The sequence below is a fragment of the Enterococcus wangshanyuanii genome (genome assembly GCF_002197645.1).
In the GTDB taxonomy this organism is placed as follows: Bacteria; Bacillota; Bacilli; order Lactobacillales; family Enterococcaceae; genus Enterococcus_L; species Enterococcus_L wangshanyuanii.
Genome location: NZ_CP021874.1, coordinates 3,730,301 through 3,743,705, shown reverse-complemented (window position 1 = coordinate 3,743,705; position 13,405 = coordinate 3,730,301). Strand labels below are relative to the sequence as shown.

Annotated in this window: 15 protein-coding genes; all 15 read right to left on the bottom strand. The window is 34.2% G+C overall.

Annotation, left to right across the window (positions count from 1 at the left end; all coding sequences use genetic code 11):
* Positions 1 to 68 precede the first annotated feature (68 nt).
* A complete protein-coding gene (locus CC204_RS18800; protein ID WP_088271566.1) occupies positions 69 to 749 on the bottom strand; it encodes an amino acid ABC transporter permease in 681 nt (226 codons plus the stop codon).
* Positions 750 to 1,595 (bottom strand): transporter substrate-binding domain-containing protein, encoded by an 846-nt coding sequence (locus CC204_RS18795; RefSeq protein WP_088271565.1) that lies wholly within the window; start codon positions 1,593 to 1,595, stop codon positions 750 to 752. It lies immediately after the preceding gene.
* A 9-nt stretch (positions 1,596 to 1,604) separates the two neighbouring features.
* Positions 1,605 to 3,065 (bottom strand): amidase, encoded by a 1,461-nt coding sequence (locus tag CC204_RS18790; RefSeq protein WP_088271564.1) that lies wholly within the window; start codon positions 3,063 to 3,065, stop codon positions 1,605 to 1,607.
* 354 nt (positions 3,066 to 3,419) lie between these two features.
* Positions 3,420 to 4,043: a hypothetical protein gene (locus CC204_RS18785; RefSeq protein ID WP_088271563.1), complete on the bottom strand. Its 624-nt coding sequence runs from the start codon at positions 4,041 to 4,043 to the stop codon at positions 3,420 to 3,422.
* A 214-nt stretch (positions 4,044 to 4,257) separates the two neighbouring features.
* Positions 4,258 to 4,380, bottom strand: a complete 123-nt coding sequence (locus CC204_RS18780; RefSeq protein WP_088271562.1) for a putative holin-like toxin — start codon at positions 4,378 to 4,380, stop codon at positions 4,258 to 4,260.
* 415 nt (positions 4,381 to 4,795) lie between these two features.
* The gene (locus tag CC204_RS18775) at positions 4,796 to 5,296 is read right to left on the bottom strand and encodes a hypothetical protein (RefSeq protein ID WP_088271561.1); all 501 of its coding nucleotides are present in this window, start codon (positions 5,294 to 5,296) and stop codon (positions 4,796 to 4,798) included.
* A gap of 87 nt (positions 5,297 to 5,383) precedes the next feature.
* Positions 5,384 to 5,884, bottom strand: coding sequence for a hypothetical protein (locus CC204_RS18770; protein WP_088271560.1), 501 nt, complete (start codon positions 5,882 to 5,884; stop codon positions 5,384 to 5,386).
* Entirely contained in the window at positions 5,862 to 6,344 is a 483-nt protein-coding gene (locus tag CC204_RS21585) for a hypothetical protein (RefSeq protein WP_227011203.1), read from the bottom strand. The genes CC204_RS18770 and CC204_RS21585 overlap by 23 nt, the downstream gene beginning before the upstream one ends.
* Positions 6,341 to 6,865, bottom strand: coding sequence for a hypothetical protein (locus tag CC204_RS21580; protein ID WP_227011202.1), 525 nt, complete (start codon positions 6,863 to 6,865; stop codon positions 6,341 to 6,343). Before CC204_RS21580 ends, CC204_RS21585 begins: the two co-directional genes overlap by 4 nt.
* Positions 6,866 to 6,877: 12 nt before the next feature.
* Positions 6,878 to 7,741: a S8/S53 family peptidase gene (locus CC204_RS18760; RefSeq protein ID WP_157894324.1), complete on the bottom strand. Its 864-nt coding sequence runs from the start codon at positions 7,739 to 7,741 to the stop codon at positions 6,878 to 6,880.
* A 1,254-nt stretch (positions 7,742 to 8,995) separates the two neighbouring features.
* The gene (locus tag CC204_RS18755; RefSeq protein ID WP_088271558.1) at positions 8,996 to 10,447 is read right to left on the bottom strand and encodes a hypothetical protein; all 1,452 of its coding nucleotides are present in this window, start codon (positions 10,445 to 10,447) and stop codon (positions 8,996 to 8,998) included.
* A gap of 37 nt (positions 10,448 to 10,484) precedes the next feature.
* Entirely contained in the window at positions 10,485 to 10,814 is a 330-nt protein-coding gene (locus CC204_RS18750) for a nucleotide pyrophosphohydrolase (RefSeq protein ID WP_088271557.1), read from the bottom strand.
* Positions 10,802 to 12,535: a DNA/RNA helicase domain-containing protein gene (locus CC204_RS18745; RefSeq protein WP_088271556.1), complete on the bottom strand. Its 1,734-nt coding sequence runs from the start codon at positions 12,533 to 12,535 to the stop codon at positions 10,802 to 10,804. Before CC204_RS18745 ends, CC204_RS18750 begins: the two co-directional genes overlap by 13 nt.
* A 261-nt stretch (positions 12,536 to 12,796) precedes the next feature.
* On the bottom strand, positions 12,797 to 13,075 hold the full coding sequence (locus tag CC204_RS18740; protein ID WP_088271555.1) for a hypothetical protein: 279 nt from the start codon (positions 13,073 to 13,075) through the stop codon (positions 12,797 to 12,799).
* A 5-nt stretch (positions 13,076 to 13,080) separates the two neighbouring features.
* Positions 13,081 to 13,398, bottom strand: a complete 318-nt coding sequence (locus CC204_RS18735) for a hypothetical protein (RefSeq protein WP_088271554.1) — start codon at positions 13,396 to 13,398, stop codon at positions 13,081 to 13,083.
* Between the last annotated feature and the right edge of the window lie 7 nt (positions 13,399 to 13,405).

The following is a 13,405-nucleotide window of genomic DNA, read 5'->3' as shown; positions in this document are numbered from 1 at the left end:
TCATTTCCCAGTAATGATTTAACAATCACTAATTCTATCTATAATAATTGTATCATTGGCTAAACATACTATATACGAATGCTACTTTTCCCTTCATACCGCTTTGCATAATACTGCTCCAAACGATTTTGTCCCCAGCCGATCCCAATACACAGTAACCAATACATCACAGCCACTAAAATATACATCGACATATAATCAAATGTCCTACCACCAACGATTTTAGCCTTTTGGAAAATATCCGGAATCGTGATCATCGCCGCCAGCGAAGTGCCTTTTAATAAATCCATCGCCACATTCCCTAAAGCCGGAATAGAGATTCGAAACGCTTGCGGTAAAATAATTTTACGCATCACTCGTCTAAAAGGTAAGCCTAACGCATACGCCGCATCCCATTGTCCAGCATCCACACCAGCAATCGATCCGCGATAAATCTCAGCAATAAAAGCACTGCTGGTCAAACTAAAGCAAATACACGCCGCAGTCAATGCATTTAACTGATACGGTAAACCAAAATACAGAAGGAAAAGCAAAACCAGCCCCGGCACACCACGCAAAAAGGAAATATAAAAACGAACAAACCCTTTTACGATTTTTGACGGCAACATGCCGAGCATCGTCAATATGATACCTAACATATTTCCAATCAAAAAAGTCAACACGCTGATGCCAATGGTGTAAGGTAATCCTGTCAGTAAAAATGGTATGGAGTCAACCATTAAACGAAGATCGATCATTGGAATATACATTTACTCCATCGAAACACTTTCTTCAACCTTTTCCTTTGGCTCTACTGAAACATCCGTTTGGAAATACGTTTCAGAGATTTTTTTCAACGTGCCGTCACTCGCCATTTCTTTTAGCGTTTCATTGATCTTTTCACTAAGTGCTACACTATCTTTTTTCATTAAAAATCCTGTTGAGTTAGCATTGAAATAGACACCCTCTAAAATTTTCACTGGAATGTCCGGCAGTGCCCCAACAGACATTTTTTGCAGGTAATAATCATTCAAGATCACATCTGTCCGGCCATTGGCAACATCTGTCAAATATTGATCATTCGTGGCATTATCATATGTTACTAGTTTTGCACCATATTTCTCTGCAATTTTCATATAATTTGTATTTGGCTCACCTGCTGCTTTTTTGCCTTTTAAATCTTCTAGAGAAGCGATACCTGAATCATCACTTTTCCGCACGATCATGCTGTCAAAAGAGTACTTGATCGGCGAAGATAACCTGAACTTATCTTTTCTTTCTCCCGTCAAGCTAAAATCATTTGCCGCTAGATCTGACTCTCCTTTTGCCACAGATGTGATCTGTCCATCCACATTGTACTCTTTAAATTCAACCTTCAAATCCAACCGTTTAGCCACTTCCTTGATCACATCCACATCGTAGCCAGTCAATTCATTTTGATCGTTGTAGTAAGACGAAGGAAACAAGGTACCAGATGTCGCGACGGTTAGCTTCTTCGCTTCTTCTACCTTTTCCCAACTTTGATCTTTACCTGAAGATGATTCTTTCGATCCCCCACACGCTGCTAAAACAAACAATAAGCCCATCACACTTAAACTAGTAATAATCTTTTTCATTAGAACCTCCTATGATTCACGATAAAATTTAGGTAATAAAAACTGCTGTTCCTGCTCAAAAAGTTTTCCTACTTGGAAAAGTAGATCCTCTCTGCCTTTTGAAGCCATAAACTGAATCCCCAGCGGTAAACCAGAATCAGCGATATGGGTAGGTAAACTGATCGCCGGCTGTCCAGTTAAATTTGCCAGCTGAGTAAAAGGCGTGATCGTCAAACTCTTTTCAAACATCTCATAGATCAACCTCTGTAACTGTTTTACTGATAAAGATTCTGCCTGAGCTAAGTCTTGGCGAATCTGATCACTTTGCAGCTCTGCATCGATTTTTGGTGCAATATCTGCTGCCGTTGGTGTTAAAAACAAATCATATTCTTCAAATAATTGCTCCATTTTATAGGCAGCCTGATCCCATAATTGCAGTGACTGAACATACTCGCTTGCAGGCAATTGTCGTCCGTATTGGTAGATTCCCCACGTCATCAGTTCCATATCAGAAATCGTTAATGGACGTTGAATTGCTTCCTGAATACCGCTAAACATTGCCGCGGTCTCTGCACCGTTCATTGCGTAATAACTGTCGATCAATTGCCGTCCATTGACTGGATACGAAATTTCGGTCACTTCATGCCCTTGCTGTTCTAAAAAAGCAACCGCCTTACGCACTGCTTTGACAGCTTCTGATGAAACAGGCGTACCAACCGGTGATTCAGTCAAAAAGGCAATTTTCAAACGTTTCTTATTTGCTGCCGTTTGGTGAGACCACTCTGCCTTCGGCGCTTGATACGGTGCTGCTTTTTCTGTCCCTCGTAAATGATAAAAAAGCGTCTCCGTATCTCTCATCGAAACAGTCAAGGCAAAATCGATCGAAGCCCCTTGCCATCCCCGCCAGCCATTGGGACCAACTGGCATCGTTCCTCTTGTCGGCTTTAAACCGATCAACCCACTAAACGAAGCAGGAATCCGGATCGAACCGCCGCCATCACTAGCTCCAGCAATTGGAAACAACCCGCTTGCCACAGCAGCGGCCGCACCACCGCTAGAACCGCCAGGAGAATAAATCAAATTCCACGGATTTCTCGCTGAACCATAAATCATCGGATCAGAAATATTCTTAAACCCAAACTCAGGCGCATTGGTTTTTCCTAACGGAATAAAACCTAAACGTTCTAACCCTTGAACAAAATTATCCGTTGTCGATGCACGATGATTCTTGAATAGACGAGATCCCGAAGTCGATTTCATGCCTGCTTTGTCTTGCCCTAACATTTTCAACGGAATCGGGAGACCGGAAAAAGGACCATCAGCTATTTGTGTCGTTTCAAATTGTTTTTTGGCAGCTTCAGCATCCCAGTCGACGAAAGCGTTTAGCTCAGGATTAAGCTTCTTTACTTGCTGATCCCGCTCATTTATCCATTCGGTGACACTTAACTTTTTTTCTCGGAATTGTTTTGCGTAGTATAAACCATCTTTCATTACTGCTCTCCTTTCGATTGCTTGCTGTTTTTTATTATACAGGTTTGTGTTGGAAAACCGTGATAAATTTGCTTGGGGGGGTTATTTTTAGAAAGATTTTTGTGTAGAGATATGTTTAGATCGGTTTGCTATATAGAATTATTTAAAATTATAGCGATTGTTTTAACAATTCCAGCAAATTTCAAATTGGAGGAAACATTGATTATTTCAATATTCCTTTATCAATATCTAACCTTTTCATTCTATATAAACAAAAACACCAATTCTCCTCAAAATTGGTGTTTTTGTTTAATCATTCGTATTTGCGCGGCATCCTTCTATTTGAAATAACTTCTTAACTTTCTAATTGCCTCATTACTCCTTACCCCAATATTCCTCATATTTTTTAATAGACATGTTCAATTCGGGATGTTCTTCCGCCATTGTTTGGATAAAAAGATATTCTCCTTTGTGCGGCTCTGGTTGCCCTTTGTTTTTGGATAATTTTTGAATGTTGTTTACTTCTTGATCTGATACTTTGTCAATATTCTCTGGCGTTGCTCCAGCTTGAAACATTCGTTCACGTTCTGTTGAATGACCGTCATACGTCTTTTTAGTAACATCGATTTGTTTTCTGAGTTCTTTTGCATCTTTTATTAATGTTTTTGACCCAACGTTTTCCTCAACAATATCTAAATCCTTTAATGTTGCTTCCCAGTCTCTATTGTAATGAAAATTGTAGTCTGCACTTAAATAGTGTTCTACTTGGTTTGATATTCTGTTTAACATATAGTCATTCGGGTAACGCTGTTTCATTTTGTAGATGGTCTCTCTTACTTGATTAAAATTTGACTGATCGATCGTTTTTACTAATTTGTTATAGTTGATTTTATTTTCATTCAGTTGACCATTGGCTTCTATCACGGCTGGGTATTGTTTACTGTTGCAACCAACGAGTAAAACCGATACAAACATAAGCAGTAAAATCACTTTTTTCATTTGTCTGCTCCTTTTGTGTAAAAAGTAAGACGTGCCATTGTTATATAAAAAATAAACGAGAAGAATACTTCAAGTCTCATTTATACTATGCTATAATTAAATTGAGTAAGAGAGATATGCTCGAACATACCTCTCTTATATAGAACCGTTTAAGACGGTAGCAAAGTTTTTTATTAAAAAAATAACCAGTTAACTTGCTAAAGTTGATGACTGGTTATTTCTTTTTGTCGTTTTTATGCATTTCTACAACTAAACGGATCAAAGCAATGGTAAACATCCCAAAGCTTAATATCAATTTAATTGTGTCTAATGCGGACAAAAGGCATCCTCCTTCCATAGATTTCAGTACTTACATTCATAAGCACCACCACCTTTCAGAAGTAGCCACCGTCATAACTTTTCTATAAGTTAATTATATCATACTAATTTGAACTTTTAAACGCGCGATTTTATTTCTATTTGGCACGATTGCATCAGTAAACAGATTGCTTTTCCATCACTAGACTCACTCCCAAAATAGTTTATATGACTAGTATAAAAAAAACTGCAAACAACACTCCAAATTTAGGAGTTTGTCTACAGTTTGAACAGTCCAACTAGCAAGCTGTTAATGACGATAAAAATCATAATCAACATGACAATTTTAGTCTAGAAAAGACTGAGAAAAACAATGGAAATTTTCTCAGTCAAAATAATTTTAAGCTATTCAATGTTTAATACGACAACCCTTTTCAGATTCTCAAGAAGATGTTTCAATCTTTCCAAAGATCGATCCCAAAAGAAGTAATTTCCTCATATTCTGCATCCGTTAAATGCCAAAAAATCATAGTTTCATGTCCAACAGTTCCCATCCACATATTTTTTCCTCTAAAAAAGGCAATGTCCTCTGGTAAAGTTGGCCCACACCAGTCATTTATTTTACTTGAATACTTTAATAATATCTCTAAAGAAGCACTATTCAATTTGAATCTATAAACATCTGCAACAAGTTCATAACGTATGACAATCGAGGTGCCCCATCTGTTCGTTTTTTCTACTTCTACTAAAAATTCAGATAGCTCATCGAGTAATTGATAGGTTTGAGGATTATATGAATATGAATAGTCTTCTTTAAAATCAATATCGTGTCGAATCGTAAATTCAAAGTAATCACAATCTGTTTTCAATGCCATTTGTAAAACAGCTTCATACTGTTGCTCGGTCAGTTCTTGTTCGTAACTATAATGATTTCTAAATTCTCGAAGCAACTCCATAAAATGAATGACCTCCTTTTCTGTTCCAAGTATGAAACTTTCCTCCTTAATCCACTAGCTAATACGACTACTTTTTTACAAAGCATTCTAGCTCTTCCAAGGATCAATTCCTAGGGAATAAATTTCCTGATATTCAGATTCTGTCAAATGCCAAACACTCTCAACTTCATGACCAACTGTACCCATCCACATTTTTTCACCTTCGAAAAAAGCAATATCCTCTGGTAATGTCGGCCCACACCAATCACTTATTTTCTTTGAATAGCGTAACACTATTGCTAATGAAGCTTGATTCAGTTTATACCTATAGACATCGGCAACGATCCCATAGCTTATTACAAGTGATGTTGCCCATCTATTTGTTTTTTCTACCTTTACTAAAAATTCAGACAATTCATCCAACAGCTGGTATGTTTGTGGATTGTATGAGTACGAGTAGTCTTCCATAAAATCAATGTCGTGACGAATCGTAAATTCAAAATAGTTACATCCAGCTTTTATTGTCATAAATAGTATTTTTTCATATACATCGTCACTAATATCTTGTTCATAATTATACTGGGCTCTAACCTCTTGCTGCGACTCCAAAGAATGAATGACCTCCTTTTCTATTCCAAGTATGATAGTGTGGAAAATTACCTGGGTTTATCTTTTTTTCTAATATAGGCTGCTGAAATTTCCCTCCTCTTAATCCACCAGCTAATCTGGCTACCTTAAATGCATCTGTTGAACTAGTAGACCATAAATCTCCATTCAATTTCATAAAAGTTACTGATGTGTTCAGATTCATTCCAGAATAAACCACAATACCAACTCTCCCTGTTCTCACTGCTCTATAATGATCATAGAATTGTCTATAATTTGAGTTCACAGAAAAAATGGTCAATGCTAAGCCTAACAGTCCCCCTACTATAGCTGCAAAAAATATTTTGATTAATTGTCGAGCAACTGGTACGGCTATTCGAATACCAGGTCCTATTGCAAACCCCGATGCTATTCCATCCTCCGGGGCAATTTCTTTCTTTTCTTGAGTTTGTGCATCGGTCACAACAATTGGTGTTTCAGCAAGTTGTTCTTCTGATGTGACATGATTTTTTTCATTTTCAAATATTTTTTTGTTGGTAATTCAATCTTTTGGATTTCTTCTGAATATTTCCCAGATTCAATGTCGCTCATTATTATTTTTTCTTCTGCTATCGCCTTATCCAACTCGTTCTTTTGTTCTAACGTTCCAAAGTAAATGCTAAATTCTTTCGTTCCTTCTTCATTGGACTCGGTTATTTGTAAACCATCTGAACTAATCAACTCTTCTTGAAATTCCTGCTTGATCTCTATCTTTTCAATGTCATCATCAATTTGCTTAATCGCATTAATAGTAAGCTCACTTTCTTTCAAATCAATATCAACATTTTCAAATGTAGTACTCTCATCACTTGATTTTTCTAATTCTGTTAAAATCTTTTTTTCAATATTTGCTACAGGATCATTTGTAACTGCGTAGGCAGTATTACTTATCCACCCACATACCAAAACCAACAATAAACTTACAACACTTTTTTCATTTTTCATCTCCTTAAATAATTATTTATTGATAACTTCCACAGATTTGAGATACTTACTCAAATCTGTAAAGTTTATCTCTTCTTTCACAGCTGCTTTTTGTAATTTATCAACAAGGATTCCGGTCGCGATTGCGGTAGAATAAGTTGTCCCTTTTACGTTTGCATACTCTCCAAGATCGTTTACGATTGCTTTGATTTTGCTTCCGGGAAAATAAAAATCAGCGTTATTGTTTGAATTCATCATAGATTTTTTGAAATGATCATCTGTTGCACCTATAAAAAATAGATTTTCTTTACTTTCTATTTGACGTTCAGTTGTATCAAAATTTCCATTTGAAAACACAAATATAATTCCTTGTTTTCGACCTTTTTCGATTAAGCTCTCAATTTCTCCCGAAAATGTGTTGAAAGCGATGCTGATATTAATAATTTCAACTTGTTTATCTATACACCATTCAATGGCACTTATGAGGTCTGCTTGCTTACAAACCCCATTAGATAGCACTGCAGCATTATATACTTCTATATATTTTGGATCAGCTATTCCATACGATTTATCGCTATGAAAATTTTGACTGATGACACTCAAAACTGAACTAGCATGTAGTGTATCTTGATTGTAATTTGTTGCAACAATCATTTTTCTATTAAAGTTTGCTAATTTGAAAAATACACTATGTTTGTCATCAACTAGACCATCAATTAAACCAACTTTAACTGTTCGTTTTTTTAGATTATTAGAATCTGAATACTTTTTTGAAAAACTTTCATAATTGAATATGGAAGATCTACTTGTATAAATTTTATTGATAGTCAGATAAAAAGAAATTAGCAGAAATAAACAAACAATTATTATTCTAGTATTTCTATAAATTGGTTTCAAAGCACTCACAACCTCTTACTTTTCTTTTAAACTATGATGAATTAAATAGCGAATTATTATTTTTTGATACTGCTACATTTTTGTTAATATAACGCAATGGAAATATTAACAGATTGCTAAACGTAATTACCAAACTAAAAAAGACATTTTTTACTTACAAAAAACATTCAATTTAAAACTTATTATACGTTATAAAGTTCGTTTAATCAATAAAAAAATTATTTCTCTGTTATTTTTCCTTATATATAAGAGAACAAATCAAGCTGTTATTTAATGCTATTTTTTACAAAAGTGACTAGATTTCTCTTGTACTTTTTGTATATACTGAGGAAGTAGAATAGAAAGGAGAATTTTCTTCCTTCTGTCAGCAAGGATTGCTAATCATCAGCTAAAAAAAATGTTATGATCAGCAATAAAAAAACAGCTCATGTAGAAATGAACTGTGGATATCAGAATATAAAATTGAATTGGCACTTCACTGTCCGGCAGCAACCAGATAGATGAAGCCTTGTAATGACAGCGAACACTGCCCTGACAAGTTGCCAATAGTGCTAGCAGCAGATACTAGCTTTTTTCAATGTACTCAAGGTTTATCTATTTTTCTATAGATTTCTTGCTTTTTTAGTGTACGAAAAAAGTGATAGCTGTTTCTTGAGGACTATTGCAAACGATATCAGGTGAATTTACCTGATATCGTTTTTTCTATTCTACAATTTAGTGAAAGGAGGTATTTTCAAGATAAAACAAAAAAGCACTTCATCATCTGACAGCAATCAAATGATGAAGCCTTGCATAGACAGCGAACACTATCTATACAAGTTGCCAATTACTAGCACTTTCGCACTAGTTCTTTTATTGTACCTAATTTTTCTTTTATTTTCTAGCACATTTGGAAAGTTTTAGTTTAAGGAGGGTATTTTAGTTAGTTCTTGCGTGTTTCTAGGAATTGATGGCGGTATTGGTAGTCCGCAAACGCCAATAGCGTTTTTTGTTTTATGTTGAGCAGATGGTGACACAGATACAGCAAGGCTTGAGGGGATTAGATGAAAGTCGTTTGTGTTACTAGTTTTGAACTAAAGTTGCCTGAGTCAATGCGCTGAAAAAATATTTATACAAACAATAAGATTAATTAAACTAGGTCCACTGTGTTTATAGTGTCCCTAGTTTACACTTAAAATTATCCTATACTTTTGATTCATGTAATTCAAATATATATTCTAAATATACTCCTTTGGATATTCATTTTTTCTATATCTAACCAACCATTATTTTTCTAGCTAAGGTATTTAAAAATTCCTGTTGAGGATGATCATATTCTGTATTTTTCTTTTTCTCAAGCAGCGAGACAAAGTCTTTATCCATAATAGGAATAATTAAATTTTTCATATCACTATAAAAATCACGACATCGATCTAAAATTAACTCTTCATTTTCTGTCCCTCTAAAAACTAAAAAACCGAATTGACCATTATTGACAGAAAATCTACCATTTAGTTGATCAAATTCTGGATTCAAAACTTCACCAGAATAGTTTTTACACTCAACAAATACATAAGAACACGGAATTTTTTTATTATTTGACAAAGTATAGAAAAAACCCCTTCGAGAAGCATTATCGTATGAGATATCTATTCTTTTCCTACCATCATGTATAGGTTGCTCTTTGATGGGATTAATTAAATCTGGATAAAATAAAAATGTCATTGTACCAATAATCAGATTGTGATAATCATTTGCATGCGACTTTCCGGTAGGTATCGTTTTAAATTTACTAATCATGCTATCTATAATACCTAGATATAATTCGTCAGAATAATCTTCAATGAGTTCTATATCTGTAACAGAAGCTACTCTGTCTTCAGCCTGACTTTTGAAATGATCATATATCTCTGGATGATTCTTCGTAAACTCCTGTAAAAAAATTTTTTTATCAAATCCATACTCTTTTTTCAAATCTTTTTTAGTAACATATTGCTCTCCATTTTTTCTTTCTCTTACTAATGTAGATCCTAACCTAATTTCTGTTTCTGCTAAATAATTATAGACAAAAGAATTTGCGTATATATTATAATCATAAAAATAATTATCCATTCTACAAACTATTGCTTTGGGTACTAAAATTATTGGCTTTCCCTCAATAACTAGCATGTCTTCAAAACTATTGTTCCAACTCATATTCTTGCTATCCCAATATATACCAGATGCAGCCTTCTCCAATTTTATTCCAAGTAACTCCATTTGATTTTTTGTATACTCAATCAAATGTTTTCTGATAACATTAATTGTTAAATCAGACAACTTATCATGTCCAATATTTCGAACAAAGATTTTTATATCACTAGCAGTATTAATTACACCATCTGTCACTGCTTCGCTGTCAATAATGTATTGAAATAATTTTTTTGATTCGTCTTTCCCTAATCCATTACCTTTTGTCCCTTTTTTCGTCCAACCAAAACATACTTCTTCTGGTTCATTAAAGCGAAAATACGTTCTTGCCTCGTCCTGTTTCTCTTCATGTAAAAGATTCAGAATAAATCCAAAATAATTTTCTAATGTCCGATGTGCAACTTGAGACCATCGATCATCCCTTATTGACAAAAAATACGGATCCAAAAATAATGGCATATCATTTTCTAAATCAATATCAACAAAATCAAGTTCACTCTGAGACATACCAAGACCTAATTTATCACTAATTTTCATATCAAATTCCCTCTTTTTTAGTTATTAGAAATATAATTTATAGTTTATTATATTTTTTACTATTCCCCTTACTCTTCTCAACCGGATACTTCCGATCATTCAACTCCAACTTTTTCTCAATAATCTCTTCAACGTCCAAATCTAAATCAGAAGCCAACATCAAACTATAAATCAACACATCTGCCAATTCCTGTTCAATATTCTCTTGATTCTTCTCTTTCGCTTCTTCACTTGTTTTCCACTGAAAATTTTCTAGTAATTCAGAGGCTTCCAAGGAAATTGAAATTGCTAAATCTTTGGGATTATGAAATTGTCGCCAGTCTCGGTCATCTCTGAATTGATTGATTTTCTTGATTAATTCGTCCATTTTGAATTCTCCTTTTGAATCGACATTAACTTCTCTCTAAGCTTATCATTACTGGCATAAATATATAAACCATTTATACCTCGTTTTAGCAAAACATTGATCGAATTCAAAATAATTTGTTCTTTTGTTTCTTCTATATTCTCGATTCCTTCACGATGTTTAAACGCCTCTGAATCTTTATACTTACTCGTATCAATAACTAACTCATCTTTTTCTGCATCATAATCGATTGAAGGACCTAAAATCACCCCTACATAATTCAAATCAAATCCTTGTATTGTATAAATCGAACCAACTTCGTTAATTGTTTTCTCTTCTTCAGCCCAGCTTTTTTTATAATCCGTACGATTCCAAGGAGCAGAAAACTCCCCTTCCTCAACAAGATAGTCTCCACCATCTTTTTTATGGATATAGTCAAAAGTTGAAACAATCCTACTTAAACCATATTTCTGATTTCTTGCCTTTATTTCCATTCGCATATCTTCGGCACTTGAGAAAAAGCGAAAATCAAAATCTTCATCGCCAAATCTTTTTTCTGATGCAGTCTTTTCTCGTTTTATCACTTTAGGAAAGGATAAGATTTTTCGATTCACAAATGAATCTACCCAATGAACGATTTCTGGATCAGCTTTCATTCTAAATTGAGTCGTCAAATGATATTCTTCATGAATTGGGTATTTATCTTTTATCTCAACAAGACTATCTACATCCCAATGACTTTTTAGTTTTAACACTTGTTTTTCATCAAACACAACAATCGTTACTTTGCTTCTTTTGATAACCTCTTCTAGTTGGTTCTCATATTCAAAATTATTGTACTTATCTTTTGTAGAGAGTAATAAATGGGACTCATCTACTAGCACTATGTCAGCTTGTTCTCGTTTCCCTTTATCAATGTCGTTTATAAAACTTGTTGGTTTCATAAAATTTTTCTTTTTTAAATTGGGTAAACTTTCCGCAATGCTTTTATATGTTTTCAACATCTCATTATGGTTCACTAAAAGATAATTATTATCTTGATCAAAGTCAGAAAACTCGTTGTCCTCTATCTTTTCAGCCAAGTCTTGAATTGTTTTAAATACCGAACTTAAAACAACGCTTTTTCCTGTGCCAGCTTCTCCTGCAATAAAAAAAACATGGTGTTCATTTTCCGTATCAGCTAAGCTTCGTTTACAAAAATCAATTACTTTTTCTTTTAAATCCTGCTGCTCAGGCGATAATCCACGAAATGGCGATAATTTGAAAGTATCTTTATTTCTTAAAAAATCAACGCTGTGATTAACAATTTTTTCATCTCTAAGACGAGTCCATATTTTAGGAAACAATACTTCATCATAATATCTTTTATCATAATAATTATGTGATTCGCTCCCTTTAATTTGGCTTCTGTTTTCAACTTTATATTTTTCATCAGCAACAAAACAACTGATTAAATTTGTCTCGATGTTCAATGCTGCAGATACGTTCAATGTCTCGTGACCGATCATTACGATTTTCTTCATCATCGCTTTTTTCTTATTTTTTAAATGTTCTGACATTCGTTTATCAAATCGTCTACTTTGTCCTACATACGCTTCTGGCATTTTCTTTTTATCCGTGTTATACAAGATATACAAAATAGGATAATTGGTTTCAAAAGGATCTTTTAACTTCTCGACCTCTTCTTCACAAAAATCATATTCCTTAAGTTGTATTTTTATACTATTGTCTTCATAATTCATACTCCACACTCTCCCAAACACATTGTAACAATTATTTTAGGAATAAGGAATCTTTTATGTAAGAAAATTTTAATTTTCCATTGGTATGTGCAAATTATATGTAAAAAAGTACCCTATAATTGTGAAATCCAAGATTTATCAATCATAGAGTACTTTTTGGTTTTATACATTTTTAATTACTTATCTAAAGATACTTTTTGCACTAACAACTATCTTTATTAAGTATGTTTGTTAGTAAATATGCCTAGGTATTTTTTTACTTTAGAAAGAATCTAACACTTGTTTCTGCTGATCAAATACTTCGGTCACTTTTGTTCCAAATTGTCCTTGAACGGATTCTTGAAATGAGCTTCCTGTTGTTCCAATCATGGCTGCTGCTTCGTTCATTTCTTTTTCTCCTTTTGTTTTTATAGATTCTTTATCTGAATTTTTCTGCTCACTTGCATTTCTTCCAAGTGCTTGCACTGCTATTTTTTGACTTTCTTTCCGAAACGCTTTCTCTCGCTCTTTTCTTTCTCGTTCTTTTCCCTCTTTTGACAATCCCTTTATTCCTCCTGCTCCTCTAGTTCTTGACGCTTTTTCCGATAATGTTGCTCCACTTCTTCTTGTTGCATGAGAAGTTCTCTGCGCTCCAGTTCTAATTCTTCTAAATAATCAGCCTCATTCCATTGTAACGCCCGCTGCATATCTTGGATAATCTCTTGCGAATGTCCTCGCTTGCTTAACAAACGATGGGTGTGAGCAAAAATATCTTCTGTATACTCTTGTCCGTTACGGATAAAGAATTTTACTGTATCTTCTTGTTCTTCTAAATCTGCTCTACTTCTTTGGTATTCTAGTCGCACTGCTTCTTCTGTATCCATCTTCTTT

What these genes read in the sequence shown, in the direction of transcription:
- CC204_RS21580 (WP_227011202.1), bottom strand. Translation starts at nt 6,865, where the DNA reads ATGAAAAATGAAAAAAGTGTTGTAAGTTTATTGTTGGTTTTGGTATGT.
- CC204_RS18790 (WP_088271564.1), bottom strand. Translation starts at nt 3,065, where the DNA reads ATGAAAGATGGTTTATACTACGCAAAACAATTCCGAGAAAAAAAGTTA.
- CC204_RS18755 (WP_088271558.1), bottom strand. Translation starts at nt 10,447, where the DNA reads ATGAAAATTAGTGATAAATTAGGTCTTGGTATGTCTCAGAGTGAACTT.
- CC204_RS18795 (WP_088271565.1), bottom strand. Translation starts at nt 1,595, where the DNA reads ATGAAAAAGATTATTACTAGTTTAAGTGTGATGGGCTTATTGTTTGTT.
- CC204_RS18750 (WP_088271557.1), bottom strand. Translation starts at nt 10,814, where the DNA reads ATGGACGAATTAATCAAGAAAATCAATCAATTCAGAGATGACCGAGAC.
- CC204_RS18775 (WP_088271561.1), bottom strand. Translation starts at nt 5,296, where the DNA reads ATGGAGTTGCTTCGAGAATTTAGAAATCATTATAGTTACGAACAAGAA.
- CC204_RS18780 (WP_088271562.1), bottom strand. Translation starts at nt 4,380, where the DNA reads ATGGAAGGAGGATGCCTTTTGTCCGCATTAGACACAATTAAATTGATA.
- CC204_RS18745 (WP_088271556.1), bottom strand. Translation starts at nt 12,535, where the DNA reads ATGAATTATGAAGACAATAGTATAAAAATACAACTTAAGGAATATGAT.
- CC204_RS18800 (WP_088271566.1), bottom strand. Translation starts at nt 749, where the DNA reads ATGTATATTCCAATGATCGATCTTCGTTTAATGGTTGACTCCATACCA.
- CC204_RS18785 (WP_088271563.1), bottom strand. Translation starts at nt 4,043, where the DNA reads ATGAAAAAAGTGATTTTACTGCTTATGTTTGTATCGGTTTTACTCGTT.
- CC204_RS18735 (WP_088271554.1), bottom strand. Translation starts at nt 13,398, where the DNA reads ATGGATACAGAAGAAGCAGTGCGACTAGAATACCAAAGAAGTAGAGCA.